The sequence below is a fragment of the Caulobacter sp. FV1ye13L genome, assembly GCF_058681155.1.
On sequence record NZ_CM178732.1, the window covers coordinates 730,156 to 756,766 of the forward strand.

The following is a 26,611-nucleotide window of genomic DNA, read 5'->3' on the forward strand; positions in this document are numbered from 1 at the left end:
CAAGGACAGACGACATCAGGTGACAAATATTTAAATACACAGGACCATAATTTCGACGCTAATACACGCAGCATCCACCCATCATTACAGATTGGTAAGGCGAAAACACCGCCTGTATTAGATCATGAAACACGTCGAACTCTATGCGCCGCGCACGACGCGCCATCGCCGCACCTGGACGGCGGCAGCGATCCCGCTGATCGTGCTGTTCTTCATCGCCGGCCAACTGCTGACCATCTTCGGCATCTTGAAGCCGATGGGCTTTCACCAGGCCGACCTAGCCACCCAGTGGCAGCCCCTGACCATCCAGCTTCTGGGCTTTGGCTTCACCGCCCTGCTGATCCTGGCCTGGGCCTGGCTGTTCGAGCGCCGCTCTCCCGCCACCCTGGGCCTGAATGGCGACGCCCTGCTGCGCTATGGTCGCGGCCTGCTGGTCGGCGCCGGCTTCCTGTTCGCCTCGATCGGTCTGGCCTGGGCCCTGGGCGGCTACAAGATCGAAGGTTTCGGCGTCTGGACCGGCCCCTCCCTGGCCCTGTTCCTGCCGATCCTCTGCATCTTCGGCGGCTTCATGGTGCAGGGCGCGACCGAGGAGCTGATGCTGCGCGGCTGGCTGATGCAGCTGGTGGCCTCGCGCCACGGCCTGGTCATCGCCATCATCATCAATTCACTGATCTTCGCCCTGCTGCACGCCGGCAATATCGAGCCGTCGCCGGAACTGGTCCTGGCCCTGGTCAATCTGGTGCTGTTTGCCGTGATGATCAGCCTCTATGCGATCAAGGAAGGCTCGCTGTGGGGCGTCTGCGCCTGGCACTCGATGTGGAACACCCTGCTGGGCGTCGGCTTTGGCCTGGACGTCAGCGGCGGCAAGATCGCCGTCCAGAGCCTGGTCGTCGACCTCGCCCCGGCCCACGGCGCCCCCTGGTGGCTGACCGGCGGGGCCTTCGGCCCGGAAGCCAGCGTGGCGACCAGCATCGTGCTGCTGGCCGGCGTGGTCTATTTCCTGGCCACCGGCGCGATGCGTCAGGGCCAGCGCTATTCGGCGCCGGGGCTGGGTTAGGGCTCACTGCCCTTTCCCTCCCTTCCACCCCCCCTAAAACCTCCCGTCATTCCCGCCCTTGTGGCGGGAACCCCTGGTTCAGCTGACACGTACAGCGCCAGCGAAGTGCGCACGCACTTCGCCCCTCCTGCACCTGCGGCGGACAGAGGGGTTCCCGCCACAAGGGCGGGAATGACGGGAATCATAGGGATGGCGATTTGCCGCCGCCCCTTCACCTCACGACCAGACGATCATCGTCGCCGCCGTCACGCCCGCCGCCAGACATACGTCACGTCCGGCATCTTCTCCTCGTTGCGGGCCCCATCGGTAAGCTCCTCGACCCCGAAGCCATGCCGCTCATAGAGCGCCCGCGCCCGCGTGTTGGCCTGAAAGGTATAGAGCCGCAGCTCAGCCTGCTGCTCCTGGGCGAGCCGCACCAGGGCGCTGCCGATCCCAAGGCCGTGGAAGTCGGGATCGACATACAGATGGTCGATCCAGCCGGGCAGCAGAGCGACATGGCCTCGCAGGACCTCGCCGTCGAACGCGCCCCAGACCGGTCCGTCGACCATCACCTTGTCACGGTAGAAGACCGCGTATTCCTCGGCCGTATGGAGCGCGGTGTCATAGCCTGGGATCAGCGCGCCCCCACGACGATGCAGGTCTGCGGCGGCGGGACCTTCATCAGGGCGGAGACGGCGCAGGGTGATCATGCGGCGAGGCTAGTCCGGCGGCGGAGGCCCGGCAATTCGTCCTCGACCCCAAAACCTCCCGTCATTCCCGCCCTTGTGGCGGGAACCCCTGTTTCAGCTGACACCTGAAGCGCCAGCGAAGTGCGCGCGCACTTCGCCCCTCCCGCACCTGCGGCGGAGCGAGGGGTTCCCGCCACAAGGGCGGGAATGACGGTTGTTATTGGAAAGTCGCGCCCCGCCGCCCCTTCGCGCCGAGAGGGGAGCCAACCCTTCATCTCACGGCGAGACGATCGCCGGTCTGGACCGCAAGAAAAAGGGCGGAGCCTTTCGACCCCGCCCCCTCAAACTCAAACCTCAGCAGTAGAGCCCTACTCCGCCGCCACCTTCGGCGCGTAGCCGAGGATCGCCTTGGTCTCGAGGAACTCGCCGAACGCGTGGTCGCCCCACTCGCGGCCGTTGCCGCTCATCTTGTAGCCGCCGAACGGGGCCATCAGGTCGGAGCCGGCGCCGTTGAGGATCACCTGGCCGGCCCGCAGGCGCGAGGCGACCTTGCGGACCTCACCCTCGTCGCCGCCCGAAATATAGGCCGCCAGGCCATATTCGGTGTCGTTGCCGACCTTCACGGCCTCGTCGACCGTGTCGTAGCCGAGGATGGCGACGACCGGGCCGAAGATCTCTTCCTTGGCGATGGTCATCTCGTTGGTGACATTGGCGAAGACGGTGGGCTTGACGTAGTAGCCCTTGTCCAGGCCCTCGGGACGGCCGACGCCGCCGCTGACCAGGGTGGCGCCTTCGTCGATGCCCTTCTGGATCAGGCCCTGGATCTTGTTCCACTGCACGTCGGAGACGACAGGGCCCATCTTGGAATTGCCGTTGGGGTCGCCCACGGTGTGGGCTTCGGCGGCGGCGCGGGCGATGGCGATGACCTCGTCCATCTTCTTGCCCGGCACCAGCATGCGGGTGGGGGCGTTGCACGACTGGCCCGAGTTCATCATCACCGAGGCGACGCCGCCGGTGACGGCGCGCTGGAAGTCGGCGTCTTCGAGGATGATGTTGGGGCTCTTGCCGCCCAGTTCCTGATGCACGCGCTTGACGGTCGGAGCGGCGTTCTTGGCCACCTCGATGCCGGCCCGGGTCGAGCCGGTGAACGACACCATGTCGACTTCAGGATGGCTGGACAGGGCGGCGCCGACCACGGGGCCGTCGCCATTGACCAGGTTGAACACGCCATGCGGCACGCCGGCGGCGTGCAGGATCTCGGTCCAGATATAGCCACTGAACGGGGCGATTTCCGAGGGCTTGAGCACCATGGTGCAGCCGGTGGCCAGGGCCGGGGCGACCTTGCAGGCGATCTGGTTGACCGGCCAGTTCCACGGCGTGATGAAGGCGCAGACGCCGATCGGCTCTTTCACGATGCGGGTGGTGCCGCGGTCTTCCTCGAACTTGTAATTCTTCAGCACCGCGATGGCGGTCTGGACGTGACCGATGCCCATGGCGGCCTGGGCGCGTTGCGCCAGCCAGGCGGGGGCGCCCATTTCCTCGGTGATGGCCTTGGCCATGTCTTCGAAGCGCTTCTGGTATTCGGCGACGATGCGTTCCAGCAGGTCGATGCGCTCTTCGCGGCTGGTCAGGCTGAAGGTCTCGAACGCCTTGCGGGCGGCCATGACCGCCTTGTCGACATCGGCGACGCCGCCCATCGAGATGCGGCCGCAGACCTCTTCATTGGCCGGATTGATCACGTCCAGCGTCTTGGGCGCGACCGGATCGACCCAGGCCCCGTCGATATAGAACTTGGTGTAGTCGCGCATGCTGTGCTCCTGCCCTTTGGGGGAATTGAGGTCCGCTCTGATTTAGGAAGCGGCGGGCCTTGTTCAAACAACCATTTTAATGATCGGCGTTCATGTGGGAAGCCCTCACCACATCACATCGCTGTCGACGCCGTCCAGAGCCTCGGCGATCCGCCGTCGCGTGCCGGGGCTGATATCGTCTGGCAGGGCGTCGGGGGCGAACCAGCCGACGGCGTGGATCTCGCCCTGGGCCGAGGATTGGCAGGGCTCCCAGGCCGTGATCCGATAGACCAGCACGTGGTCGCCGGGGTGGCGCGGCTCGTTGGAATGGGCCGACAGCAGCAGCGGCCGGCCCAGCACACGGATGCCGGCCTCTTCCTGCAATTCGCGGCAGAGCGCCAGCTGCGCCGTCTCGCCCCGCTCGACCCCGCCGCCGGGCAGGTACCAGCCGGGAATATAGGTGTGCTGGATCAACAGCACCCGGCCTTCGCCATCGGTGACCAGCCCGCGCACCCCCAGCGTCAGCCCCCGGTTCCAGCGAAACCAGGCATAGACCAGGGGGCGGGTGAAGGGTTCGATGCGTCGGCGCCATAGCATGGCGGGGACGATAGCTGTCCTTGGTCTTGCGGTCAGGCCCCCGCCTCGCTAAAGCCGCAGGACCCTTGGTCTTCAATGGAGCCGCGTCATGATCGCGATCCTCGTTATCGGCGCCTTCATCGGCGTCTTCCTGGCCCTCAACTACTTCGAGTTCGGCCGTCTCGACTAAGCCAGCCATGAGCCCGGACCGCGCGGGGGGACGGGGCGCGGCCCTGGTCACCGGCGCGGGGCGTCGGATCGGCCAGGCCCTGGCGCTGGAAGCCGCGCGCGCCGGCTATGACGTGGCCGTGCATCATCGCGGCGACTCCAGCGAAGCCGCCGAAACGGTGGCCGCCGTCCAGGCCTTGGGCCGCCGGGCCATCGCCCTGTCGGCCGAGCTGTCGGACGAGACCCAGGTCGCGGGCCTGATCGCCCGCGCCGCCCCGCTGGGGCCCCTGACCCTGCTGGTCAACAGCGCCTCCAGCTTCCAGGACGACCGCGTCGGCTCGCTGGACCGCGCCCTGTGGGACAGCCATCTGGAGACCAATCTGCGGACCCCGATCGTGCTGGCGGAAGCCTTCGCTGCGGCCCTGCCCGGCGACGCCGAAGGCCTGATCGTCAATATCGTCGACCAGCGGGTCTGGCGGCCCAATCCGCAGTTCTTCAGCTACAGCCTCAGCAAGGCCGGCCTGTGGTGGGCGACCCAGACGCTTGCGCAAGCGCTGGCCCCGCGCATCCGCGTCAACGCCATCGGCCCCGGCCCGACCCTGCCCAACGTCCATCAGGCCCCCGGCGAGTTCGAGGCCGAAGCGGCCGGCACCCTGTTGCAGCGCCGCGCCACCCCCGACGACCTGACCGCCGCCCTGCGCTATCTGATTGACGCACGGGCGGTCACGGGCCAGATGATCGCCGTGGACGCCGGGCAGCATCTGGCCTGGCGCACGCCCGACATCGTCGCACCCTAAGAAAGGGCGCCGCTTGGCCGCCTCTCCCCTCGCCGAAAACACCGCCGATTCGGCTCCGGTCGCCCGCGTGATCGTGACCAAGGTCTTCGTGCGCGCGCTCAAGGTGGAAGCCTGGATCGGGGTCTATGACCACGAGCACGGCCGCCGCCAGCCGCTGGTCATCGATGTCGAGCTGGACGTGGCCGCCAGCCACTGCGAGCGCCTGGGCGACACCGTCAACTACGAGACCATCGGCCAGGCCGCCCGCGCCATCGCCGACGAGGGCCATATCGATCTGGTCGAGACCTTCGCCGAGCGCCTGGCCCAGGCCTGTTTCGCCGACAGCCGCGTGACCCGCGCCCGCGTGCGGGTCGAAAAGCCCCTGGCCCTGGCCCCGCACGCCGCCGCCGCCGGCGTGGAAATCACCGCCGTCCGCGCATAATGGATCCGACCCACAGCGCCCGCCTCGCGCCGCTCCAGCCGGAAACGGTCTGGACGCTGAAGGACGGGACGCTGGTCGAGACGCGCGGCGTTCGGGTACGCGGCTTTCCCCTCAGCGCCCTGACCCGCTTTCGCCTGGCCGCCGCGCCCCGGGGCGGCCACCGCCGCGTGCTGCAGCTGAGCTTTGGCCGCGCCCGGATGGTCGTCATCGCCCAGAGCTATGCCGGGCCCGGCCATGTCGAGGACCGGCTGGAAAGCTTCTCGACCTTCGTGCGCGCCCTGTCGCGCCAGGCCGCCGACGCCGCCCCCGCCGCCCGCTTCGACCTGGCCCGCATCGAAGCCCGCCCGGCCCTGACCTGGGTCGCCGGCTTGCTGGCCATGGGCGTCGTCGCCCTGCTGGTCTCGTCGCTCGGCGCCGGCATGGCCGGGGTCGGGATCGACATGGCCGCGCGGATGAGCTTCGTGCTGATCCTGCTGCTGGCCGCCCTGCCCTGGCTGTCGCGCGGCGACGGCTTTGATCCGCGCGACCCGCCGCGGGACCTGCTGCCCTAGAGCCCCGACGCCCAGGGTTACGGGACCTTCATTTGCATCGATCGCCGATAAGGACGATCCTTGGGACACCATCGTTTTCCAAGGTTCAGCTTCACCGTGACCGATCTCGACCCCGCCGTCCCACCGCCCCTGCAGGATGAAAAGACCCTGCCGATCATCGTCTACGCCCTGACCCTGGCGGGACTGATCACCGGGGGCGTCACCTCGGTGATCGCCGTGATCCTGGCCTATGTCAGCCGCAAGGGCGCGCCCGACTGGCTGCAGAGCCACTACACCTTCGCCATCCGCACCTTCTGGCTGTCGCTGCTGTTCGGCATCGTCGGCGGGGCGCTGACCGTGATCGGGATCGGCATCTTCCTGCTGGCCGCCCTGGGCGTGTGGATCGCCGTGCGCAGCATCATTGGCCTGTCGTTCCTGCTCAAGGGTCAGGCCTATCCCACCCCCAAGAACTGGATGCTCTGAGCCATGACCGACGTTTCAACGCCCGGCCTGCCGCCCACGGTCCGCGCCGAAGAGGACAAGGTCCTGCCGGCCGTCGTCTATGGTCTGTATCTGCTGGGCTTCGCCAGCTGCGCGGCCACCACCATCGTCGGCCTGATCGTGGCCTATGCCAACCGTTCGACGGCGGGACCGATCAACGCAAGCCACTACACCTTCGCCATCCGCAGCTTCTGGCTGACCATCGGCTGGTTCCTGATCGGTCTTGTGCTGTTCATACTGGGCCTGCCGCTGTCGATCCTGCTGGTCGGCATCCCGGTGGTGGCCGCCGGCGCCATGATCATGGGCCTGGTCGGCGTGTGGTTCGCGGTCCGCTGCGGCGTCGGGATCTACTATCTGGCGCGCGGCGAATCCTATCCCAGACCCCGGACATGGCTGATTTAGAGGCGCCTTTCGCGGCCGGCGCCCTGCGGAGCGTCGTCTTTCGGCACGCACTTCCCCTGCCAGTTGAGACGGCTCGACGGCAGGGCCCGGCTCGGCTGACCTGTGGCTCCTGGCGAATGGACGTCTTGGAGGGGGCGGCATGCTGGCTCGCATCGTAGGGATCATCTTGGGGACGATCCTGGCGACGTCGGGATACGTGGTCGCGGGCTGGGGGCAGCTGGGAAGCTGGGCCGCGCATCTCGATCTCGGACCGTTTGAGCCGCATCGACCATTAGCCGGTGCGGCGGCGGCGATACTCGGGGGAGTATTCGTCGTCGCCGCCCTGACGCCTCGCCCCAAGCCCAAGCGGCGAAAGACGGGTCCTGTCGCCCTGGACCTCGAAGGCGGCCTGGAAGCCGCGCCGGTCATCGCGCCGGCCCAGGACTTCGCGCCCATCGCCACGCCCGTACTCAACGTCTCGCCGGCGCCGGCGCCGGCTGCGGCGCGCCCTCCGGCCCCAGTGACTCGGCAGGCCCCTGCGCCGGCCAAGCCCGCCGCACCCGCAGGCGACACCTTCGCCCACCTGCGCGAGCGCATGATCGCCCTGACCCGGGCCGAATCCTGGTCCGAGGCGGCCCGACTGCTGATCGCCATGAAGGGCGCCGCCAGCGGCGACCGCGAACTGGCCACCGTCTATCGCGACCTGGGCGATTTCGCGCGCAGCCAGGGTCAGATGGACGACGCCGCCGAGGCCTATGACACCGCCGTCTCTCACGCCCGCGACGCCCTGCGCGCCGCGCCCGGCGACCTCAACGCCATGGAACTGCTGGCTGGAACCCTGGCGGGTGTCGGCGACGTGGCCGAGGCCGAGGGCCGCCTCGACGACGCCCTGTCGGCCTTCGAGGAATCCCTGGCCCTGCGCCGGTCCAGCGGCGGCCGCGAAGCCGGGGACCCGGGGGCCCAGCGCGCCCTGTCCGTATCGCTGGAGCGTCTGGCCGACCTGCGTGAAGATCGCGGCCACCGCATGCGGGCGCTGGATCTCTATCGCGAAAGCTATGACGTCGCTGCGCGCCTGGCGGCCGCCGACCCGGCGCGGTTCGGCTCGGACCTGGCCTTGACCCGCCAGCGGCTGGCCGAGCTTGAGGCCAAGGTCTCGACCTGACCTCGCGTTTTCCCGCCTGAGAAACCCGTAGCTCCGGGAAACGCGCGATAACTGGCGAGACGCCCTGGCTGCTGCCGGGAGAACGCCTGTGAGCCGCCGTGGCGCTGAACACGACGCCCAAGCCCCGGCGCGGGAGCTGGAGGCAAGCGTCGGTCAGTGAAACTTAGAATGCCGATCTCGATGGGCGTCGGCGAACCCTGAACAGATATAGACATTGCAGGCCACGAACAGATCGATCATCTCTCAAATACAATATCCGTTAAATCTCTGATCTAAATGTTCGAAACATGAACTCCATGTAATGATTACAGAGATATATAAACCTTTCACCCTTGTAACTTGAGATAGGCGCACCAGACCGGCAGACCTCTCTGCGTAAGTTCGAGGGGGAAATCGATGACCAGAACCATTCTGCTGGCCACCACAGCGCTTGTCCTGACCGCCGGCTCGGCCTTCGCGGCCCAGACGGCCGAAACGCCGGCGCCGGCCAGCGCGGTCGCGGGCGACGCCAGCCAGCGCGGCGTTCTGGTCTTCCAGCCCGACTTCTTCGCCGCCCAGCGCCCCAACACCGCCCTGGACATGATCAACCGCGTACCGGGCTTTTCGGTCAATGACGGCTCGGGCGCGCGCGGCTTCGAGGGCGCGGTCGGCAACATCCTGATCAACGGCAATCGCCCGGCCTCCAAGAACGACACCGGCTCCAGCGTGATGTCGCGCACCCCCGCCAACCAGGTCGAGCGCATCGAACTGATCCGTGGTGGCGCGGCCGGCGTCGACATGCAGGGCTATTCGGTGATCGTGAACGTGATCCTCAAGACCACCGCCAGCCGCCAGTCGATCCTGACGATGAACGCCTTTTTGTTCGACGGCGGGCACGACGTCTTTGGCGGCTCCTACCAGTTCACCGCCCGCGACGGCGAGCGCAGCTGGGGCGTCACCCTGTCGGACGGCATGGGCACCAGCGACTCCAACGGTCCGGGCCGCACGATCCGCCGCGACGGGACCGGCGCGGTGACCCGCGACGAATTCTATCAGAACGACGGCTGGGGCGGCGGCCGCTCGATCCGCGGCAATTTCAACGGCCCCGTGGCCGGCGGCAAGCTGGACGCCACCGCCCGCTACGGCGTCGGCGACTGGCAGCAGTGGACCGTGCAGCGTTCGCCCGTGGCCCAGCGCGAAAGCGACTACCACTACGAAGACAAGGACGGCGAGCTGGGCCTGACCTGGACCCGCCCGATCACGCCAGGCTGGACGCTGGAGACCCGTGCGATCCACGAGTTCGAGACCTTCGACGAGGTCTCGACCGGCAAGGAAACCCTGGGCGGCGTCGCCCGTCCCGAGCAGAAGTTCAGCGCCGAGGGCGAATCGTCCGAGTCGATCTTCCGCGCCCTGGTGCGCAGCGAGCGTTCGGCGTCCCTGACCCTCGAGGTCGGCGGCGAGGTCGCCTACAACATGCTGGAAGTCGACCAGGCCTTCACCCAGGGCGGCGTGGCCGTGCCCCTGCCCTCGGCCTCGGTCAAGGTCGAGGAAACCCGCGGCGAGGCCTTCTCCAAGGCCACCTGGCGGGTGAACCCCAAGCTCAGCCTCGAAGGCGGCCTGCGGCTGGAAACCTCGACCATCAAGCAGTCGGGCGACGCCGATCAGGAAAAGAGCTTCTTCTTCGCCAAGCCGCGCCTGCTCGCCACCTGGACGCCCGCCGACAAGAACCAGGTCCGGTTCCGCTTCGAGCGCGAACTAGGCCAGCTGGACTTCGAAGACTTCGCCGCCTCGGCCGCGCTGGACGACGGGACCGTCTATGGCGGCAATGTCGATCTGGAACCGGAACAGCGCTGGATCGCCGAACTGACCTATGAGCGCCGGTTCTGGGGCGAGGGCATCGTCTCGATCGGCTATCGCCACGATGAGATCATCGGCGTGATCGACCGCCTGCCCCTGCCGGGCGGCCTGTCGGCGACCGGCAATATCGGCGACGGTACGCTGGACAAGCTGTCGGTCAACATCGTCGTGCCGGTCGACAGGCTGGGCATCCCGGGCGGTCGTTTCACCTTCAAGAACGACTGGAACGAGACCCACGTCACCGACCCCACCACGGGCAAGGACCGGCCGATCTCCAATGTTCGCCCCACCCAGGCCAATCTGGGCTTCCAGCAGGATCTGGTGCGCTACAAAACCCAATGGGGGATCAACTGGCTGCCGCTGCTGGGCCAGGGCACCTATGATCCGGACCAGACCAGCATCTGGCGCGGCGCCCAGTATTACGAGGCCTTCGTCGAGTACAAGCCGACCCCGACCCTGGCGATCCGCGCCCAGCTGAACCTCTGGGACGACTACAGCCAGAAGCGCACCGTCTATGCCAACCGCACGACCCGCGCCGTGGCCTTCATCGAGGACCGGGCCATCAACCCCAACACCTTCGTCTCGCTGCGCCTGCGCAAGACCTTCTGACGTCGGGCCACACGCCAGGACCTCCGCGAGCCGTCCGGGAGCGATCCCGGGCGGCTTGGTCGTTCAGGGCCGCGCCGCTGAAACACCGCTCATCTCTTCGTCACGGCCGGTGATCGAGCACGCAGAACGGCCGCCGCGCCTGTTCTGGGTCGTGCTCGCCTTGCGGGCCTCGTCGATCTCGGCCACCGTGCGCCCTGGACCTCCCGACATTCCGACCGACAGACAAGTGGACTCAACGGCGATGATAGCCCCCCTGCAGCAAGGCGCGGCCGACCCCCGGCTTATCCTGCGCGAGGAAGAGCTGGACAGCGGCCTGGAGCTGATCCTGCTGGCCGAGGCGGCCCTGTGGGCGGCGGTCGACACGGCCCTGGAAGCCGAGGGCCTGGGCCTGGGCCGCTCGCACTGGCGGGCCGCCTTCCTGCTGCGCCGCCGGCCCGGCATCGGCGTGCAGGACCTGTCGAAACTGACCAGCCTGTCCAAGCAGGCCGCCAGCCGCACCCTGGCCGACCTGACCAAGGCGGGGCTGGTCGAGCGCGGCTCGGGCGATCTGGACGGCCGCCGCAAGCCCGCTGTGCTGACGCCGGAGGGCGTGGCCTTCGAGGCACGCACCGCCGACCGGCTGCGCACCCTGCTGGCCAAGGCCTATCGCACCGGCGGGCTGGACGGGGTGGCGGGCACGCGCCGCATCCTGGCGGCTCTCGCCGGGCCGAGACAGGGCGTGGGTCCGACGCGTAGAGTGGTGGCATGACGCCCGAGGAACGCCGCGAACGCCATCTGCTGGTCGTCGATGACGACGACCGCATCCGCAAGCTGCTGAAGGAATTCCTGGTCCGTGCCGGCTTTCGGGTCAGCACCGCCGCCGATGCGGCCGGCGCCGACCGACTGTGCGGCTCGCTGGACTTTGACCTGATGGTGCTGGACGTGATGATGCCGGGCGAGGACGGCATGGCCTTCACCAAGCGCCTGCGGGCCATGGGCGGCGAGACCGGCAAGACCCCGATCCTGATGCTGACGGCCCGCGACCAGACCCAGGACCGCATCGAGGGCCTGAGCCACGGGGTCGATGACTATCTGGGCAAGCCGTTCGAGCCGCAGGAACTGTTGCTGCGCATCGAGGCCATCCTGCGCCGCACCAATGCCCGGCCCACGGGCCCGCGCGAGCTGTCCCTGGGCCGCTGTTCCTTCGAGCCCGAGCGCGGCGAACTGACCTGCGACGGCCAGCCGGTGCGCCTGACCGAGGCCGAGGTGGTCTTGATGCGCCGCCTGGCCCGCTCGGCCCACGAGCCGGTCGACCGCCTGGAACTGGCCCGCGACACCGCCGACGCCACCGGCCGGGCCATCGACGTTCAGGTCACCCGCCTGCGCCGCAAGATCGAGCCGGATCCGAAGAACCCGCGCTATCTGCAGACGGTGCGCGGCATTGGGTATCGGCTGGCGCCGGATTGATGCGCCTGCGCGCCAAGCTCTACATCCCCCGCCAGATCAAGCGCTGGCTGCCGACCTCGCTGTTTGGCCGCTCGCTGCTGATCATCGTCCTGCCGGTGGCGGTGATGCAGATCGCCGTGACCTGGGCCTTTTTCGACGCCCACTGGCAGACGGTGAACAGCCGCCTGTCCGAAGGCCTGGCCGGCGACGTCGCCTGGGCGGTGGCCAGCTATCAGGACGATCCCAGTCCCGAGGCCGTAACCAAGCTGGCCGACCGGGCCGAGGAATCCCTGGCCCTCTCCATCGCCTTCCAGAAGGGCAAGAAGCTGCCGACCAGCCGGCGCACCTCGCTGGTTCCGGCGCTCGACCGCTCGCTGCAGGACGCCCTGGCCGACCGGCTGAACGTGCCGTTCTGGTTCGATACCACCCGCTACACCGCCTATATCGACATCCGCGTGCAGGTGAGCGGCGGGGTGCTGCAGATCTACGCCCTGCGCGACCGGGCCTTCGCCACCCAGGGCCATATCTTCATCGTCTGGATGGTGGTGGCGACCCTGCTGCTGACGGCGGTCGCCATCCTGTTCATCCGCAACCAGGTGCGGGCCATCGAGCGGCTGGCCGACGCGGCCGACGCCTTTGGGCGCGGCGGCGACATCGACTTCAAGCCCCACGGCGCGCGCGAGGTGCGCCAGGCCGCCATGGCCTTCCTGGCCATGAAGGCCCGCATCCAGCGCCATATCGAACAGCGCACCGCCCTGCTGGCCAGCGTCAGCCACGACCTGCGCACGCCGCTGACCCGCCTGAAGCTGGAAATGGCCCTGGCCGAGCCGTGCGAGCGGATGGACGCCATGAAGGGCGATCTGGCCGAGATGGAGCACATGATCGACGAGTACCTGGCCTTCGCCCGCGGCGAGGGCGGGGAAGCGCCCCAGACCGTCGACCTGGCCGAGCTGATCGGCGGCGTGGTGGCGGCGGCGCTCCGGGCTGGCGCCGCCGTCGAGTCCAGCGTGCCGCCCGAACTGACCGTCGAGCTGCGTCCCAACGCCTTCAGGCGGGCGCTGGCCAACCTGATCGACAACGCCAAGGCCTATGGCGATCATGTGAAGGTCACAGCCGCCGCGCGGATCACCGGCGGCGTCGAGGTCGTCGTCGAGGACGACGGGCCCGGCATCCCCGAAGATCGCTACGAGGAAGCCTTCAAGCCGTTCAACCGGCTGGATGAATCGCGCAACCAGAACGAAAAGGGCGTCGGCCTGGGCCTGGCCATCGCCCGCGACATGGCGCGCGGCCTGGGCGGGGACCTGGTGCTGGAGCGGTCGGCGATGGGCGGGCTGCGGGCGGTGATGCGGTTGCCGTAGGGCGGCGACGTAGATCCTCCCCCTCTGGGGGAGGTGGCCCAGAGGGCCGGAGGGGGCAGCGCGGCCTAAGCCGAGACGTCCCCCTCAGTCGCTCCGCGACAGCTCCCCCAGAGGGGGAGCATCAGAACCCCGCCCCGATCTTCGAGAGCCGCTCGGCCATCTGCTTGAGCCGCTTGTCGAGCTCGGCCATCGTCCGGTTCAGCGCGCCTTCGTCGTCGCGCCAGACCTGGACCGTTCGCGCCCAGACCGCGGTCATCGCCGCCAGCCGAACCGGCGTGGCTTCCACGCCGCCGGCCTCGAGGATGGCCCGCGCCGTCTTGGGAAAGCGCAAGGCCGAGACCACCACGCCCTCCGAGGCGGCGATGGCGATCAGGGCCGCGCGATGCGGCTCCATGGCCTCCAGCCGGGCCATGGCGGCATCGAACAGACGATCGTGCGACGTCGCCTCGTCAGCAGAGACGGTGCCCAGCGCCGCGCGGTCGAAGCGGGTCGACAGGTGGGCCAGCACCGCGCCCTTGCCCGAGGCCAGGGCGTACAGCTCGCCGAACGGGATCTCGGCCTTCAGAGCGATGTCGCGCAGGGCGATGAAATGCCAGGGCTTGTCGGACGCCAGGGCCAGGGCGGCGGCGGCGGCGCGGTCGAGGATGTCTTCAGCGGCGGTCATGGCCAACAGATGGAGACCGGGCGCGGATCTGGCAAGGCGAGACCCGCGCCCGGCGAACCGTCAGTCGATCTTGACGAACGGCGTCGAGGCTCCGGTGACCTTGGGCAGCACCCCGTCCCACTTCTCGATCGCCTGCTGCTGCAGGACCTGGGGATTGGAGCGCAGGGCCTCGCCCTTGATCCGGATGGCCTCGGCCTCGCCCTTGGCCTTGGCGACGGCGGCGTTGGCCAGGGCGGTTTCCTTGGCCTCCAGCGCCTTGGCGGCCAGGGCTTCCTGCTCCAGCTGGGTCTTGCGCTGCATCTGGTCGATCACGGCGGTCGGGTAGCGGATGGATCCGATCCAGTCCATTTGCGACACCGTCACACCGTGCTTGGCCCACTTGCCGGCGACCCGGGCGAAGGCCTTCTGGATCACCACTTGGCGGCCGCCGCTATACAGGGTCTCGACCCCGACCTTCTCGGCCTCGGCCGCGACGGCCGAGCGGACGTCGTTGCGGATCGGACCGTCCAGCAGCTGGTCGAAGGTCAGGCGATAGGTCTGGTAGAGGTTCGGGGCCGAGGCCGGATTGACCTGCATGGTCACCGAGACGTCGGCCGTCATCGGCAGACCGGTATTGTCGGAGAAGGTGATCTCCTCGTTCTCGTTGCCGCGCTCGTCCTTCTCGCGGGTGTAGCTGTAGGTGCGCTGGATCACCGGGTACTGGACGATGCGCTCGCCGATGCCCCGGAAGTACCAGCGGGCCGGCAGGGCGTCGTTGGAGACCCCCGCGCCCGAGCCGAGGGTCTTGATCTTGACCCCGACATTGCCGGGTTCCACGGTCGTGCTGTGTGACAGCACCTGGCAGCCCCCCATCAGCAGAACCAGCACACCGACGGTAATGACCAGCACGTTGCGCAAGGCGGTCGGAGTCATCGGCTTGCGGGGTAAGTTGGACACGGTGCTCATGGCTTGGAAATCTCTTGGCGGGTGTCGGGCGAAAGGCCCCTGGCGACATCACGAAACATCAGGCGGCCGAGCCAGGCCATGCCCAGAACCCCCGCCGCAGCGGCCAGGACCGAGCCGATCATGCCAAGGTCAGAGGCCGATCCCCAAAGGGGACCGATCACCACTCTCAGAAGCACCACGCCGGCGGCCGCGAACAGGATCAGATAGGCGACCGCCTTGGCGATGCTGAAGTACTGCCTGTCGGTCATTCGTCCTCCAGCAACACGCGCACGGGTCTGTTAAACAGTCTATCGCGCCGCTCAGGCCAGGCGAGTGACTTTTTTTGGTTAGGTCCGGGTCAGGCTGGCTGATCGCCCAGTTCCTTTGACCGCGCGATGGCCGCATCCAGCGCCCGGGGTAGCAGGTCGCCGAAGCCGCCTTCGCCCATCAGCACCGCCAGCGCCGCTGCCGTGGTGCCGCCGGGCGAGGTGACCTGTTTGCGCAGTTCGGAGGGCTCCTCGCCGCCGGCCTCCATCAGGGCCGCCGCGCCGATGATGGTGGCGCGGGCCAGCTGGGCGGAGGCGGCAGAATCCAGACCCGCCCCCGCGCCGGCGGCTTCGAGCGCCTCGACGAAGGCGTAGAGATAGGCCGGGGCCGAGCCCGAGACGGCGGTGGCGGCGTGCATCAGCGCTTCGTCATCGAGATCGACCACCGTGGCGACCGGCGCGAACAGGGCGTGGGCGGCGGCGCGGGCCTTGGGATCGACGGCATGGATACTGGCCGTGCCCCGGCCGATGGCGACAGCGGTGGTCGGCATCACCCGGGCCACGGCGCGGCCGCCGAAAGCTTCGGCAATGTCGGCGGCGCTTACACCGGCGGCGATCGAGACGATGACGGCGTCGGGGGCGAGGTGCGGCACGACATCCCTGATCGCCTCGCGCCAGATCTGCGGCTTGACGGCCAGCAGTACGGTCTTGGCGGCGACCAGGGCGTCCAGCGGCGGATTGACCAGAGCGCCTTCAAAGGCAGCGGCGTCGACATTGGGATCGCGAACGATCAGGTCAGCGGCGGAAAAGGCCCCGGCTTCGCGCCAGCCCTGGATCAGAGCGCCGCCCATGCGACCGGCGCCGAGGAGGAGGATGGGGGTCATGGAAGAACGCTCCGCTGCCGTCACCCTTCTCCCCTTGCGGGAGAAGGATTTAAAGCCCTAAGCCTGACCCACCGTCTCGAACATGCAGGCAGCCATGGCCTCGTCCGGGGTCTTGGCGCCCTGCAGCAGGAAGTCGAAGGCCGGATAGAAGCGGTCGGCGGCTTCGACGGCGGCGTCGATCATCGAGGCGGCCTGGGCCATGGTCGGGCGCTCGCCCGAGGGCAGGGCCAGGGCGTGGCGGAACACGACCTCGCCATCGTCGGTCCAGACCTCGAAATGGCCCAGCCAGACGCGCTGATTGATCATGGCCAGCAGCTCATAAGCGCTGGCGCGCTTGGTCTTGGGCGCGCGCAGGTCCAGCGACAGGCACAGCTGCAGGCAGTCGGCCTCGGGCCGCCAGGCGAACCACAGCTCATAGTCCTTCCAGTCGCCGGTCAGGGCGAAGGCCAGATCGCCATCGTCGGTGCGATCAAAGGTCAGGTTTTCGGCCGACAGGACATGCTCGACCACTTCGAGGGGGTCGAGAGCCATCAGGACGTCGTCGTCTTCCGGTTGGGCGTCCATGGGAATCCTGCGCGTCCCGTGAGCGATGGCGGGCGTGAGACCCACCATGAATCGCTTACGTCGAATTGAGTCTAATCTGGTTCGCGAGCGGCGTAACAGCCCCTTCACGTCGAGAGCGAAAGACCGTCCGCCTATTCGCCTGTTCCCGCCGACTTCTTGTCGGCCTTGGGGGCGGCGGGCTTCTTGGTCTTGAGGCTGGCGACCTCCTCGCGCAGAGCTGCAACCTCGGCCTTCAGCGCCTCGAAATCCTCGCGGCGGATCAGGTCGAACTCGGCCGCCAGACGATCAGCCTGGGCCCGCATGGCGGTCTTGGCTTCCTCGCCGGCCGTCTGGGCGATGCCCATGGCCGCCTGGGTGAGCTTGGCGAATTCGTCGAGGAAGGGGTTCTGGCTGTGCATCGAGGTTCCAGGTGCGGGCGACTTTTGCATGATCCTTATATGGTAAGCGGGGGGTGAAAGCGAAGGCCGAACCGGCTATGCCTGCGACGATCTGTCCAGAACGGAGCCAGCGGCGTGATCTTTCCCGATATCGACCCGGTCGTGCACATCGGCCCGCTGGCCCTGCAATGGGGCCCGCTGGCGATCCGCTGGTACGCCCTGGCCTATGTGGCCGGCATCCTGCTGGGCTGGCGCTACATCATCCGGCTGGTCAACAGCCCGTCCGTCTGGAACGGGCGGACGCCGACGGCGACGCCGCTGCAGATCGACGACCTGATCCTGTGGATCACCCTGGGCATCATCCTGGGCGGCCGGCTGGGCTATATCCTCTTCTACATGCTGATGAACGAGGGCCAGCGCAGCGGCCTGATGGACAACCCGCTGGTGGCCTTCCGGATCTGGGAGGGCGGCATGTCCTTCCATGGCGGCTTCCTGGGTGTCTGCGCAGCCATCGCCCTGTTCGCCCGCCAGCAGAAGATCGACGTGCTGAAGCTGGGCGACCTGATCGCGCCGGTCGCGCCGATCGGTCTGTTCTTTGGCCGGGTGGCCAACTACATCAATGGTGAGCTGTGGGGCCGGGTCACCGACCATCCGTTCGGGGTGATCTTCTGCAATCAGACGATCCAGGCCGCCAATGGCGGACGCTGCCCCGCCGGTCCCGACCCCCGCCATCCCAGCCAGCTGTATGAAGCCGCGCTCGAGGGCGTGGTTTTGTTCGCGATGCTCTGGGTGGCGACCCATCACCTGAAGTGGCTGCAGCGCCGGGGCGCGCTGATCGGGACCTTCCTGATCGGCTATGGCCTGTTCCGGGCCCTGCTGGAGAATGTGCGCAATCCCGACCAGGGCATGCCCGACTTCCCCTTCGGCCTGACCATGGGGATGATCCTGTCGATCCCGATGCTGCTGGTCGGGATCTGGCTGCTGTGGAAGGCCCTGCGCGAACCGGCCGACCAGACCCATGAGCCTGCTTGATCGCCTGAAGGCGCAGATCGCCCAGGACGGACCGATCGGCGTCGCCGAATATTTCACCCGCTGCCTGCACGATCCGCAGGATGGCTACTACGCCACGCGGCCTGATCTGGGGGCCGGCGGCGACTTCATCACCGCCCCGCTGGTCAGCCAGATGTTCGGCGAGCTCATCGGCCTGTGGGCGGTGGAAACCTGGATCCGCATGGGCCGCCCCTCGCCGTTCCGGCTGGTCGAGATGGGCCCCGGCGACGGGACCCTGATCAGCGACCTGCTGCGGGCGGCCAAGCTGGCGCCCGACTTTCTGACGGCCGCCGACTTGTGGCTGGTCGAGGTGTCGCCGCCGCTGCGGACGCTGCAGGCGCAGCGGCTGGCCGGCGCCGCGCCGCAGTGGGCCGACCGGCTGGAGGCGGTGCCGGGCGGCGCGCCGATGATCCTGGTCGCCAATGAGGTGCTCGATTGCCTGCCCGCCCGACAGTTCGTCCGGACCGAGACCGGCTGGGCCGAGCGGGTGATCGGGCTGGACAATGATCAGTTGGCGTTCGGGTTGAAGGCCCTAAGTCCTCCCCCCAGGGGGGCAGGGAGCCGCGCAGCGAAAACAGCTGTCATCCCGGACAAGCGAAGCGCAGATCCGGGACCGCCGGAAACACTGAGTTCAGGCGTCGGTCCCGGATCTTCGCGCTTCGCGCTCGTCCGAGATGACAACCGTTTTTCGGCGACAGGCGAAAGCCTCCCCCATCAGGGGGAGGACCTTCCACCCGGCGCCGTCCTGGAATCCTCGCCCGCCCAGGAGGCCCTCGGCGCCGAGATCGGCTACCGGGTCGCCACCGAGGGCGGCGCGGCCCTGCTGATCGACTATGGCCGCGACGCAGCCGGCCCCGGCGACACGCTGCAGGCCCTGCAGGACCACCGCAAGGTCGACCCGCTGAAGAGCCCCGGCCAGGCCGACCTGACCGTCTGGGCCGACTTCCCCGCCGTGCTGGCGGCGGGCGTCGAGGCCGGCGCGAAAGCCGGGCCGATCCTGCAGCAGGCGGTCTTTCTGGCCATGCTGGGCATCGAGGCGCGGGCCCAGGCCCTGGCCGCCGCCCGCCCTGATCGCGCCGACCAGATCGCAAGACAGCTTGATCGTCTGACCGGTCAGGCGCAGATGGGCGCGTTGTTCAAGGCCGTGTGCCTTCATGCGCCCGGTTTCACGCCGCCTGGTTTCGAGGTCGCCTGACATGCCGCACAGCCAACTGCCCACCATCCAGTCGCCGCTGCTGGCCGCCGCGCCCGGCGTGCGCCACGCCTTCTTCACCCGCCAGGGCGGGGTCTCGACCGGGATCTATGACAGCCTGAACGTCGGGCGGGGCAGCAAGGACGAGCCGGCCGACGTGATCGAGAACCGGGCCCGCACCGCACGCTGGTTCGGGGTCGCGCCCGAAGATCTCAACACCTGCTACCAGATCCATTCGACCATCGCGATCGTCGCAGACGGGTCCTGGGGCGACGTCCGGCCCGAGGGCGACGCCGTCGTCACGCGGACGCCCGGCGTGATCTGCGGCGCGCTGTCGGCCGACTGCGCGCCGGTGCTGATCGTCGATCCGGTGGCGCGCATTGTCGCCGCCGCCCATGCCGGCTGGCGCGGCGCCCTGGACGGCGTCGTCCAGGCCGCTGTCGACAAGATGGTGGTGCTCGGCGGCGATCCGGCGCGGATGGTCGCGGCCGTCGGTCCCTGTATCGGGCCGGACTCCTATGAGGTGAGCGTCGACTTCCTGCACCGCTTCGAGGCGGATAGTCCGGGTTCGGGCCACTTCTTCCGGCCCGGCGCCAGCGACGACAAGCGGATGTTCGACCTGCCCGCCTTCGTGCTGGACCGCCTGCGCACCGCCGGGATCGAGCAGCGCGAATGGGTGGGCCACGACACCCGTGCCGAGGAGGCCCTGTTCTTCTCCAACCGCCGCGCTTTCCTCAACGGCGAGGGCGACTATGGGCGACTGCTGTCGGCGATCGCGCTGGAGGGGTGAGGACGGATCGACATCCAACCGCCCCTCTCATTCCTCGTCATTCCCGCCCGTGTGGCGGGAACCCCTCGTTCAGCGGCCACCTGCAGCGAAAGCGGCGTGCTGAGCACGCCGCCCCTCCCGCACCTGCGGCGGATAAAGAGGTTCCCGCCACAAGGGCGGGAATGACAGAGCTATGAGGGGTTGGGGTCATGCGCTGTTGAAGTCGTGCATGCCGACAGACCCCAAACCCAACCCGAAAGCCACAAAGCGTCGCAGATCCGTCATGCCGGCCGTTAAGGTCTTGCTCGACGGCCGATCACTGCTAGAAGCCCCGCAACGCGCACCCCCCTGCTCCGAGCGACCCCATGAAGCTGCTGTCCGGCAACTCGAACCGCCCGCTGTCCCAGTCGATTGCGGAGTATCTCGACATGCCGCTGACCCGCGCCCAGGTGCGCCGGTTCGCCGACCTGGAGGTGTTCGTCACCATCGACGAGAACGTGCGCGGCGAGGATGTGTTCGTCCTGCAGTCGACCAGCTATCCGGCCAACGACAACCTGATGGAGCTGCTGATCTGCATCGACGCCCTCAAGCGCGCGTCGGGCAAGCGGATCACCGCCGTCCTCCCCTATTTCGGCTATGCCCGCCAGGACCGCAAAACCGGCGGCCGCACGCCGATCTCGGCCAAGCTGGTCGCCAATCTGATCACCCGTTCGGGCGCCGACCGCGTGCTGACCATGGATCTGCACGCCGGCCAGATCCAGGGCTTCTTCGACATCCCGACCGACAACCTGCTGCCCTCGCGCCTGCTGGCCGACGACATCATCCGCAACTATTCGATCGGCGATGACCTGATGGTCGTCTCGCCCGACGTCGGCGGCGTGGTGCGCGCCCGGGCCCTGGCCAAGCGTCTGAACGACGCCGACCTGGCCATCGTCGACAAGCGCCGCTCGGGGCCCGGCCAGTCGGAAGTGATGAACATCATCGGCGACGTCTCGGGCCGCCGCTGCATCCTGTTCGACGACATCGCCGACTCGGCCGGCACCCTGTGCAACGCCGCCGCCGCCCTGGTCGCCCAGGGCGCGGTCTCGGTCAGCGCCTATGTCACCCACGGGGTGCTGTCGGGCGCAGCCGCCGAACGGGTCACCAATTCGGTGCTGACCGAACTGGTGGTCACCGACTCGATCGAGGCCTCCGACCCGGTCAAGGCCTGCCCGAAGATCCGCTATGTCTCCTGCGCCCCGCTGATCGGCGAAGCGATCCGCCGGATCGCCAACGAAGAGTCGGTCTCCAAGCTGTTCGACTGACCCCCGACTTCTCACCCTTTGGGCGAAGCCGCTTGCGGCCACGCTTGTCAAAGGCTGGTTAAGAGGCTGAGTGTCACAATACCGCCTGCCGCGGATGCTATTCGCGGAAACCAGACCCATGGGGAAGTTGCCCGGAATGCCCATCTTTTCGCGTGCGCGCGCCGTATTGCTGACGGCCGCCGTCGCCCTGACCACCGTGGTGGCCGGCTGCGAGACCCCGCCTCCCCCGCCGCCGCCGCCCGTGGTCGTCGCACCGCCCGCGCCGCCGCCGATCACCCTGTCCAATGTGCTGGTGGAGCGCGCCAGCGCCTATCGCGGCTACATGGCCCGGGCCGGGGCGATCGACCCCAAGTTCCAGAACGGCGAACAGATCCAGTCCTCGCTGAAGGTCGCTGTGGCCTATGAGCCCAAGCAGCTGCTGTCGGGCGTCATCGCCTATGCCGCCGTCATCGCCCTGCAGGATCCGGCCTATGTCGGCGCCGTGCGCAGCTTCGCGGCCGATCCGGTGCAGCGCCAGCAGGTGATCGCCCAGCTGGTCGCCGATCCGGCCTATGCCGTCGGCTTCAAGGGCAGCGACACCGCCGCCGGCCTGGTCATCGACACCCTGGGCGCCGAAGGCCTGAAGGTCTTCATCGCCGGCAAGGCCGTCAAGCAGGCCGCCTATGACGTGCAGCACTCGTCCTGGTCCAAGGCCTCTGTGCCCGACCGCGACGTGCGCCTGGCCTATGCCAAGACCATGTCGGCGATCCCGGCCCTGGGCGACACCAGCGACGTGGCCGCCCTGCAGCAGGCCTCGGTCGGCGCCCAGCCCCTGACCCTGACGCCGCGCGCGGCCTCGGGACCCTATTCACCGGTGGTCATTCGCGGCCTGGCCGTGGCCGCCCTGGCGGCGCTGGGCGCGGCCGGTGACGAGAACCTGGCCACCATCGAGGCGGTGATGGCCGAGCCCAACTCGGCCATGTGCCTGAACATGGGCAAGCTGAACCTCTATCAGTGCCTGGCCGTCTCCAAGCCGCACTACGAAGACGTGTTCTGCCTGGGTCAGCACATCCTGATGGATACCGGCCAGTGCGTGATCAAGGCTTCGGGCACGCCGATGCCGATCGAACCGCCGCCGCCGCCGCGCGCCGTGCCGGTAAAGGCCTCGATCGCCCAAGCCGGCGGGGCCGGCCGCAACTCCAAGAACGCCAAGGCCGCCGCCAAGAAGCCCGCGCCCCGGAAATAGGCTGCGCCTCAACGGACGTGGAAGGGCCGGGCGTTGCATCGCCCGGCCCTTCTGTGTATGTAGCCCCATCCTAAAAACGTCGACCGAGCGGGACAATCCAGTCCTGTGCGGCGATTTTGCATTTCGAGAGCACCGGCTCTCCAGAGAGAACACCATGGCCGAAATCATTCTGAACGTTGAACTCCGCGACCGCGCCGGCACCGGCGGCGCTCGCGAAACCCGCCGCAGCGGCAAGGTCCCCGGCGTCCTGTACGGCGGCGGCAAGGCTCCCGTGAACATCGCGGTCAAGAGCAACGAATTCCGCAAGGCGCTCTTCACCGGCAAGCTGCTGGGCCACCTGGTCACGCTGCAGTACGGCGAAGAGAAGCAGTCGGTCATCGCCAAGGCCGTGCAATTCCACGCCGTCACCGACGAGCCGGTCCACTTCGACCTGTTCCGCGTCAGCGAGCACCAACTGATCAAGATCGAAGTTCCGGTTCACTTCAAGAACCACGAAACCTCGGTCGGCCTGAAGAAGGGCGGCACGCTGGAAATCATCCGTCACACCGTCGAGCTGGCCTGCCCGGCCGACCAGATCCCCGAAGAACTGGTCATCGACCTGGCCGGCCACGACATCGGCGACGTCATCCGCATCTCGGAAGTCAAGCTGCCGGAAGGCGTCAAGACCGCCATGGACCGCGACTTCGTGATCGCCAACGTCAAGGCCTCGGCTGCGTCGCAATCGGGCGAAGGCGACACCACCGCCGCCTAAGGCTTCGGATCGGTTGTCCGATCGACTATCGAGACGGGCGGGCTTTCGAGCCCGCCCGTTTTTCGTTTGAGCTTCCCGCGTGGATTGAAGCAATGCTGATCCTGGCCGGTCTCGGCAATCCCGAGGCCAAGTACGAAAAGAACCGGCACAATGTCGGCTTCATGGCGGTGGACGCCCTGGCCCGGCGCTGGGGCACGGGGCCGTGGCGCGCGCGCTTTCAGGGCCTGGCTTGCGAAGGCTCGGTCTCGACGCCCAATGGCCCGGTCAAGCTGCTGCTGCTCAAGCCCAAGACCTATTACAACGAGAGCGGCCGCGCCGTGGGCGAGGCGATGAAGTTCTTCAAGCTGACGCCGGCCGACGTCATCGTCTTCCACGACGAGATCGACATGGCCCCGGGGCGCTTTCGCATGAAGGCCGGCGGCGGGGCGGCGGGCAATAACGGCATCCGCTCGATCACCAGCCAGGTCGGCGACGCCTTCCGGCGCGGCCGCATCGGGGTGGGCCATCCCGGCGACAAGGCCATGGTCATGCACTATGTGCTGGGCGACTTCCACAAGGTCGAGCACCAGTGGCTGGACCCGCTGCTGGACGCGGTCTGCGACGCCCTGCCCTTTGCGGCGGCCGGCGACGACGAGCGCTATCAGGCCGAGGTCATGCGCCTGGCGCCCTCGCCCAAGTCCGACCCCAAGAAACCCGCCCCTGAAAGCTAGATCGGGTCGGAAGACCAGGCCTTATCGACATTCAGCCGGCCATTGTCCCCTATTCACCGTCATTCCCGCCCTTGTGGCGGGAATGACGGAGTTGAAGAGATCGGCCGCCGTCGCGATCCTGAATGTCGATCCGCTCTAGCCCTCAGGACAGCCGGTCGCGGAACTCGGCATAGTCGAACTCGCGCACCAGCTTCAGGGCGTCGCTGTCGCTGTTCCACAGGGCGATAGCCGGCAGGGGCACGCCGTTGAAGGTGTTGGTCTTGACCATCGAATAGTGCGCCTGGTCGAGGAAGGCGATGCGCTGGCCCGGAACCGGCCGGGTCGCAAAGCCGTAGTCGCCGATGATGTCGCCGGCCAGGCACGAGGGCCCTCCGATCCGCATCGTCACGCCGCCCCCGCCCTCGACATTGACCTCGCCCAGCATCGCCGGCCGATAGGGCGCCTCGATGACATCGGGCATGTGGCAGGTGGCCGAGATGTCGGTGATGGCGACGGGCACGCTGTTGTCGAAGGTGTCGAGGATCTCGCCGACCAGTATGCCGGCGTCGAGGGCGATGGCCTCGCCGGGCTCGATATAGACCTGCAGCCCGTGGCGCTGGCCGATGTCGGCCAGGAAGGCGATCAGGTCGGCGGTCTGGTAGTCGGCGCGGGTGACGTGGTGGCCGCCGCCCAGGTTCAGCCATTTCAGCTGTCCCAGCATCCCTTCCAGCCTCGGCTCCACCGACGCCCAGATCCGGCGCAGGGGCTCGAAGTCCTGCTCGCACAGGGCATGGATGTGCAAACCATCGACGCCCTCAAGATGCTCGGGGCGCAGCTGCGAGACGGGGAAGCCCAGGCGCGAGCCCCTCTGGCAGGGATCGTACTTGGCGACCTCGGCCTCGCTGTGCTCGGGGTTCAGGCGCAGGCCGATGTCGAACACATCGCCCGCCGCCCGCGCCGCCGCGATCAGATCGGCAAACCGCGCGATCTGGTCGGGGGTGTTGAAGATCACCGAGTCGGAGATCCGCAGGATCGCCGGCAGGTCCTGGCGCTTGTAGGCCGGCGAGTAGGTGGTCAGGTGGCCGCTATAGAACTCTCGGGCCAGCCGCGCTTCCCACAGGCCCGAAGCGCAGACGCCGTCGAGATATTCGCCGACCACGCCGGCCAGCGACCACATCGAGAACGCCTTCAGCGCCAGCAGCACCTTTGCGCCCGAGCCGTCGCCCACGGCCTTGAGCATGGCCAGGTTGCGCCGCACCGCGACCTCGTCGACCACGAAACAGGGCGACGGTACGCGGGTCAGGTCAAAGCGGGCGAAAGCGCCGGGGCCGGCGGCCTTGGTTTCCATGCCTAGAACGCCAGCGGGGCCGCCAGGTCCTGGACCTTCCAGGGCAGGCCGTGCTTGTTCAGCATGTCCATGAACGGATCGGGATCCAGCTGTTCCATGTTGAACACGCCCGCGCCCTTCCACTGGCCGGTCAGCATCAGGGCCGCGCCGATCATGGCCGGAACGCCCGTGGTGTAGCTGACCGCCTGGTTGTTGGTCTCGGCATAGGCTTCTTCGTGATCGCAGATGTTGTTGACGTAGACGGTGCGCGCCTTGCCGTCCTTCATCCCCGTGGCGATCGTGCCGATATTGGTCTTGCCCTTGGTGATCGGGCCCAGCGACGAGGGCTCGGGCAGCAGGGCCTTGAGGAACTCGATCGGGATGATCTCGCGGCCCTGGAACATCATCGGCTCGATGCTGATCATGCCGATATTGCCCAGCACTTCCAGGTGCTTGAGGTAGCTGTCGCCGAAGGTCATCCAGAAACGGATGCGCTTGATCTCGGGATAGAACTTCACGAGGGACTCAAGTTCCTCGTGATACATCAGGTACATGTTCTTCTCGCCGACCTGGTCGAAGTCGAACACCTGCTTGTGGCTCAGCGCGGGGCCTTCGACCCAGGCGCCGTTTTCCCAGTGCCGCGACGGGGCGGTCACTTCGCGCAGATTGATCTCGGGATTGAAGTTGGTGGCGAAGGGCAGGCCCGTGTCGCCGCCATTGCAGTCCAGGATGTCGAGCGTGTCGATCCGGTCCAGCAGGTGCTTCTTGGTGTAGGTGGTGAACACCGAGGTCACGCCCGGGTCAAAGCCGCTGCCCAGCAGCGCCATCAGACCGGCGTCCTTGAAGCGGTCCTGATAGGCCCACTGCCAGCTGTATTCGAACTTGGCCTCGTCGCGCGGCTCGTAATTGGCCGTGTCGAGATAGTTCACCCCGGCCGCCAGGCAGGCGTCCATGATGTTGAGGTCCTGATAGGGCAGGGCCAGATTGACCACGAGCGCCGGCTTGACCGCCTTGATCATCGCCGTGGTGGCGGCGACGTCGTCAGCGTCCAGCGCGGCCGTATCGATGGTCACGCCGGTGCGCGACTTCACCGATTCGGCGATGGCGTCGCATTTCGACTTCGTCCGACTCGCCAGCGTGATGTGCGAAAACACGTCCGCATTCATCGCCATCTTGTGGACAGCGACCGAACCAACACCGCCAGCACCGATAACCAGCACCCTGCTCATTTGGGCTTCTCCTAACGCCTGTAGCCTCTGGCAGTCTAACGCCTGAAAGAGGGGGCCGGGGTCATATCACGAGGACAACGAGTCCGCTAATCACCCTAAGCAGAAGCTGCGACAGTTCTC

At 67.7% G+C, this 26,611-nt stretch carries 29 protein-coding genes and 2 pseudogenes; 18 read left to right on the forward strand and 13 right to left on the reverse strand.

Translation table 11 applies throughout. The features are described from left to right. The first annotated feature begins 124 nt into the window (after positions 1-124). Positions 125-1,057 carry a CPBP family intramembrane glutamic endopeptidase gene (locus ACW176_RS03245; protein WP_492110871.1) on the forward strand — a complete coding sequence of 311 codons (933 nt, stop codon included), beginning with the start codon at positions 125-127 and terminating at the stop codon, positions 1,055-1,057. Positions 1,058-1,095: 38 nt separating this feature from the next. Here the strand turns inward: ACW176_RS03245 and ACW176_RS03250 are convergent. The 5 genes and pseudogenes from ACW176_RS03250 to ACW176_RS03270 form a co-directional block, all read right to left on the reverse strand. Continuing rightward, positions 1,096-1,235, reverse strand: a pseudogene (locus ACW176_RS03250) (hypothetical protein); the annotation flags it as partial. Between the two features lie 67 nt (positions 1,236-1,302). Next, positions 1,303-1,746 carry a GNAT family N-acetyltransferase gene (locus ACW176_RS03255; RefSeq protein WP_492110872.1) on the reverse strand — a complete coding sequence of 148 codons (444 nt, stop codon included), beginning with the start codon at positions 1,744-1,746 and terminating at the stop codon, positions 1,303-1,305. Between the two features lie 41 nt (positions 1,747-1,787). Further along, positions 1,788-1,939, reverse strand: a pseudogene (locus tag ACW176_RS03260) (hypothetical protein); the annotation flags it as partial. A gap of 154 nt (positions 1,940-2,093) precedes the next feature. Further along, positions 2,094-3,533: an aldehyde dehydrogenase family protein gene (locus ACW176_RS03265; RefSeq protein ID WP_419318916.1), complete on the reverse strand. Its 1,440-nt coding sequence runs from the start codon at positions 3,531-3,533 to the stop codon at positions 2,094-2,096. A gap of 105 nt (positions 3,534-3,638) precedes the next feature. After that, positions 3,639-4,109, reverse strand: a complete 471-nt coding sequence (locus tag ACW176_RS03270) for an NUDIX domain-containing protein (protein WP_492056361.1) — start codon at positions 4,107-4,109, stop codon at positions 3,639-3,641. 176 nt (positions 4,110-4,285) lie between these two features. Here ACW176_RS03270 and ACW176_RS03275 point away from each other — a divergent pair, with 176 nt between their 5' ends. The 10 genes from ACW176_RS03275 (at position 4,286) to ACW176_RS03320 (ending at position 13,276) form a co-directional block, all read left to right on the forward strand. After that, the gene (locus tag ACW176_RS03275) at positions 4,286-5,053 is read left to right on the forward strand and encodes an SDR family oxidoreductase (protein WP_492110873.1); all 768 of its coding nucleotides are present in this window, start codon (positions 4,286-4,288) and stop codon (positions 5,051-5,053) included. A gap of 13 nt (positions 5,054-5,066) precedes the next feature. Continuing rightward, positions 5,067-5,474, forward strand: a complete 408-nt coding sequence (gene folB / locus ACW176_RS03280) for a dihydroneopterin aldolase (RefSeq protein ID WP_492110874.1) — start codon at positions 5,067-5,069, stop codon at positions 5,472-5,474. After that, positions 5,474-6,025 carry a hypothetical protein gene (locus tag ACW176_RS03285; protein WP_492110875.1) on the forward strand — a complete coding sequence of 184 codons (552 nt, stop codon included), beginning with the start codon at positions 5,474-5,476 and terminating at the stop codon, positions 6,023-6,025. The genes folB and ACW176_RS03285 overlap by 1 nt, the downstream gene beginning before the upstream one ends. 96 nt (positions 6,026-6,121) lie before the next feature. Beyond that, positions 6,122-6,487: a DUF4870 family protein gene (locus ACW176_RS03290; protein ID WP_492110876.1), complete on the forward strand. Its 366-nt coding sequence runs from the start codon at positions 6,122-6,124 to the stop codon at positions 6,485-6,487. Between the two features lie 3 nt (positions 6,488-6,490). Continuing rightward, entirely contained in the window at positions 6,491-6,907 is a 417-nt protein-coding gene (locus ACW176_RS03295) for a DUF4870 family protein (RefSeq protein ID WP_492110877.1), read from the forward strand. A 139-nt stretch (positions 6,908-7,046) separates the two neighbouring features. Further along, positions 7,047-8,048 (forward strand): tetratricopeptide repeat protein, encoded by a 1,002-nt coding sequence (locus tag ACW176_RS03300; RefSeq protein WP_492110878.1) that lies wholly within the window; start codon positions 7,047-7,049, stop codon positions 8,046-8,048. A 396-nt stretch (positions 8,049-8,444) separates the two neighbouring features. Beyond that, positions 8,445-10,493, forward strand: a complete 2,049-nt coding sequence (locus ACW176_RS03305) for a TonB-dependent receptor plug domain-containing protein (RefSeq protein ID WP_492110879.1) — start codon at positions 8,445-8,447, stop codon at positions 10,491-10,493. A 241-nt stretch (positions 10,494-10,734) separates the two neighbouring features. Further along, positions 10,735-11,241 (forward strand): MarR family winged helix-turn-helix transcriptional regulator, encoded by a 507-nt coding sequence (locus ACW176_RS03310; RefSeq protein WP_419318926.1) that lies wholly within the window; start codon positions 10,735-10,737, stop codon positions 11,239-11,241. Continuing rightward, a complete protein-coding gene (locus ACW176_RS03315; RefSeq protein WP_419318927.1) occupies positions 11,238-11,939 on the forward strand; it encodes a response regulator in 702 nt (233 codons plus the stop codon). Before ACW176_RS03310 ends, ACW176_RS03315 begins: the two co-directional genes overlap by 4 nt. Next, complete coding sequence (locus tag ACW176_RS03320) at positions 11,939-13,276, forward strand: ATP-binding protein (RefSeq protein WP_492110880.1); 1,338 nt, start codon at positions 11,939-11,941, stop codon at positions 13,274-13,276. Before ACW176_RS03315 ends, ACW176_RS03320 begins: the two co-directional genes overlap by 1 nt. Before the next feature lie 121 nt (positions 13,277-13,397). Here ACW176_RS03320 and ACW176_RS03325 read toward each other — a convergent pair whose 3' ends face one another. From ACW176_RS03325 to ACW176_RS03350, 6 genes are all read right to left on the reverse strand, one after another. Further along, positions 13,398-13,940: a TetR family transcriptional regulator gene (locus tag ACW176_RS03325; RefSeq protein WP_492110881.1), complete on the reverse strand. Its 543-nt coding sequence runs from the start codon at positions 13,938-13,940 to the stop codon at positions 13,398-13,400. A 60-nt stretch (positions 13,941-14,000) separates the two neighbouring features. Then, a complete protein-coding gene (locus ACW176_RS03330; RefSeq protein WP_492058532.1) occupies positions 14,001-14,852 on the reverse strand; it encodes an SPFH domain-containing protein in 852 nt (283 codons plus the stop codon). Positions 14,853-14,881: 29 nt separating this feature from the next. Continuing rightward, complete coding sequence (locus ACW176_RS03335; protein WP_419318930.1) at positions 14,882-15,133, reverse strand: hypothetical protein; 252 nt, start codon at positions 15,131-15,133, stop codon at positions 14,882-14,884. Positions 15,134-15,222: 89 nt separating this feature from the next. Then, a complete protein-coding gene (gene proC / locus ACW176_RS03340) occupies positions 15,223-16,014 on the reverse strand; it encodes a pyrroline-5-carboxylate reductase (protein WP_492110882.1) in 792 nt (263 codons plus the stop codon). Positions 16,015-16,071: 57 nt separating this feature from the next. Further along, complete coding sequence (locus tag ACW176_RS03345) at positions 16,072-16,578, reverse strand: type III secretion system chaperone family protein (protein WP_419254060.1); 507 nt, start codon at positions 16,576-16,578, stop codon at positions 16,072-16,074. 131 nt (positions 16,579-16,709) lie between these two features. Beyond that, positions 16,710-16,976, reverse strand: coding sequence for an accessory factor UbiK family protein (locus ACW176_RS03350; protein WP_492111868.1), 267 nt, complete (start codon positions 16,974-16,976; stop codon positions 16,710-16,712). A gap of 114 nt (positions 16,977-17,090) precedes the next feature. Here ACW176_RS03350 and lgt point away from each other — a divergent pair, with 114 nt between their 5' ends. The 7 genes from lgt (at position 17,091) to pth (ending at position 23,956) form a co-directional block, all read left to right on the forward strand. Continuing rightward, positions 17,091-17,987, forward strand: coding sequence for a prolipoprotein diacylglyceryl transferase (lgt, locus tag ACW176_RS03355; protein WP_492110883.1), 897 nt, complete (start codon positions 17,091-17,093; stop codon positions 17,985-17,987). Then, positions 17,974-19,200 carry a class I SAM-dependent methyltransferase gene (locus ACW176_RS03360; RefSeq protein ID WP_492110884.1) on the forward strand — a complete coding sequence of 409 codons (1,227 nt, stop codon included), beginning with the start codon at positions 17,974-17,976 and terminating at the stop codon, positions 19,198-19,200. Before lgt ends, ACW176_RS03360 begins: the two co-directional genes overlap by 14 nt. A 1-nt stretch (position 19,201) precedes the next feature. Further along, positions 19,202-19,987: a peptidoglycan editing factor PgeF gene (gene pgeF / locus ACW176_RS03365; RefSeq protein WP_492110885.1), complete on the forward strand. Its 786-nt coding sequence runs from the start codon at positions 19,202-19,204 to the stop codon at positions 19,985-19,987. Positions 19,988-20,331: 344 nt separating this feature from the next. Continuing rightward, on the forward strand, positions 20,332-21,270 hold the full coding sequence (locus tag ACW176_RS03370) for a ribose-phosphate pyrophosphokinase (RefSeq protein WP_492110886.1): 939 nt from the start codon (positions 20,332-20,334) through the stop codon (positions 21,268-21,270). Between the two features lie 136 nt (positions 21,271-21,406). Then, positions 21,407-22,495 carry a hypothetical protein gene (locus tag ACW176_RS03375; RefSeq protein WP_419318937.1) on the forward strand — a complete coding sequence of 363 codons (1,089 nt, stop codon included), beginning with the start codon at positions 21,407-21,409 and terminating at the stop codon, positions 22,493-22,495. A gap of 154 nt (positions 22,496-22,649) precedes the next feature. Next, complete coding sequence (locus tag ACW176_RS03380) at positions 22,650-23,246, forward strand: 50S ribosomal protein L25/general stress protein Ctc (protein WP_492110887.1); 597 nt, start codon at positions 22,650-22,652, stop codon at positions 23,244-23,246. Positions 23,247-23,338: 92 nt separating this feature from the next. Continuing rightward, positions 23,339-23,956: an aminoacyl-tRNA hydrolase gene (pth, locus tag ACW176_RS03385; protein WP_492110888.1), complete on the forward strand. Its 618-nt coding sequence runs from the start codon at positions 23,339-23,341 to the stop codon at positions 23,954-23,956. Between the two features lie 142 nt (positions 23,957-24,098). On the opposite strand, the gene ACW176_RS03390 is transcribed toward pth, so the two are convergent. Together ACW176_RS03390 and ACW176_RS03395 are read right to left on the reverse strand one after the other, a co-directional pair. Then, positions 24,099-25,283: a carboxynorspermidine decarboxylase gene (locus ACW176_RS03390; RefSeq protein WP_492110889.1), complete on the reverse strand. Its 1,185-nt coding sequence runs from the start codon at positions 25,281-25,283 to the stop codon at positions 24,099-24,101. 2 nt (positions 25,284-25,285) lie between these two features. After that, a complete protein-coding gene (locus tag ACW176_RS03395; protein WP_419318941.1) occupies positions 25,286-26,491 on the reverse strand; it encodes a saccharopine dehydrogenase family protein in 1,206 nt (401 codons plus the stop codon). Positions 26,492-26,611: the final 120 nt, after the last annotated feature.

Bases quoted from the DNA above. Each gene is read 5' to 3' on its own strand.
- ACW176_RS03245 (WP_492110871.1), top strand. From the start codon at position 125: ATGAAACACGTCGAACTCTATGCGCCGCGCACGACGCGCCATCGCCGC.
- ACW176_RS03305 (WP_492110879.1), top strand. From the start codon at position 8,445: ATGACCAGAACCATTCTGCTGGCCACCACAGCGCTTGTCCTGACCGCC.
- ACW176_RS03380 (WP_492110887.1), top strand. From the start codon at position 22,650: ATGGCCGAAATCATTCTGAACGTTGAACTCCGCGACCGCGCCGGCACC.
- ACW176_RS03325 (WP_492110881.1), bottom strand. From the start codon at position 13,940: ATGACCGCCGCTGAAGACATCCTCGACCGCGCCGCCGCCGCCGCCCTG.
- ACW176_RS03295 (WP_492110877.1), top strand. From the start codon at position 6,491: ATGACCGACGTTTCAACGCCCGGCCTGCCGCCCACGGTCCGCGCCGAA.
- ACW176_RS03375 (WP_419318937.1), top strand. From the start codon at position 21,407: ATGCCCATCTTTTCGCGTGCGCGCGCCGTATTGCTGACGGCCGCCGTC.
- ACW176_RS03320 (WP_492110880.1), top strand. From the start codon at position 11,939: ATGCGCCTGCGCGCCAAGCTCTACATCCCCCGCCAGATCAAGCGCTGG.
- ACW176_RS03270 (WP_492056361.1), bottom strand. From the start codon at position 4,109: ATGCTATGGCGCCGACGCATCGAACCCTTCACCCGCCCCCTGGTCTAT.
- ACW176_RS03370 (WP_492110886.1), top strand. From the start codon at position 20,332: ATGAAGCTGCTGTCCGGCAACTCGAACCGCCCGCTGTCCCAGTCGATT.
- ACW176_RS03310 (WP_419318926.1), top strand. From the start codon at position 10,735: ATGATAGCCCCCCTGCAGCAAGGCGCGGCCGACCCCCGGCTTATCCTG.
- ACW176_RS03360 (WP_492110884.1), top strand. From the start codon at position 17,974: ATGAGCCTGCTTGATCGCCTGAAGGCGCAGATCGCCCAGGACGGACCG.
- pgeF (WP_492110885.1), top strand. From the start codon at position 19,202: ATGCCGCACAGCCAACTGCCCACCATCCAGTCGCCGCTGCTGGCCGCC.
- ACW176_RS03395 (WP_419318941.1), bottom strand. From the start codon at position 26,491: ATGAGCAGGGTGCTGGTTATCGGTGCTGGCGGTGTTGGTTCGGTCGCT.
- ACW176_RS03265 (WP_419318916.1), bottom strand. From the start codon at position 3,533: ATGCGCGACTACACCAAGTTCTATATCGACGGGGCCTGGGTCGATCCG.
- ACW176_RS03345 (WP_419254060.1), bottom strand. From the start codon at position 16,578: ATGGACGCCCAACCGGAAGACGACGACGTCCTGATGGCTCTCGACCCC.
- ACW176_RS03300 (WP_492110878.1), top strand. From the start codon at position 7,047: ATGCTGGCTCGCATCGTAGGGATCATCTTGGGGACGATCCTGGCGACG.
- ACW176_RS03350 (WP_492111868.1), bottom strand. From the start codon at position 16,976: ATGCACAGCCAGAACCCCTTCCTCGACGAATTCGCCAAGCTCACCCAG.
- ACW176_RS03275 (WP_492110873.1), top strand. From the start codon at position 4,286: ATGAGCCCGGACCGCGCGGGGGGACGGGGCGCGGCCCTGGTCACCGGC.
- ACW176_RS03390 (WP_492110889.1), bottom strand. From the start codon at position 25,283: ATGGAAACCAAGGCCGCCGGCCCCGGCGCTTTCGCCCGCTTTGACCTG.
- ACW176_RS03255 (WP_492110872.1), bottom strand. From the start codon at position 1,746: ATGATCACCCTGCGCCGTCTCCGCCCTGATGAAGGTCCCGCCGCCGCA.
- ACW176_RS03335 (WP_419318930.1), bottom strand. From the start codon at position 15,133: ATGACCGACAGGCAGTACTTCAGCATCGCCAAGGCGGTCGCCTATCTG.
- proC (WP_492110882.1), bottom strand. From the start codon at position 16,014: ATGACCCCCATCCTCCTCCTCGGCGCCGGTCGCATGGGCGGCGCTCTG.
- ACW176_RS03285 (WP_492110875.1), top strand. From the start codon at position 5,474: ATGGATCCGACCCACAGCGCCCGCCTCGCGCCGCTCCAGCCGGAAACG.
- ACW176_RS03315 (WP_419318927.1), top strand. From the start codon at position 11,238: ATGACGCCCGAGGAACGCCGCGAACGCCATCTGCTGGTCGTCGATGAC.
- ACW176_RS03330 (WP_492058532.1), bottom strand. From the start codon at position 14,852: ATGACTCCGACCGCCTTGCGCAACGTGCTGGTCATTACCGTCGGTGTG.
- pth (WP_492110888.1), top strand. From the start codon at position 23,339: ATGCTGATCCTGGCCGGTCTCGGCAATCCCGAGGCCAAGTACGAAAAG.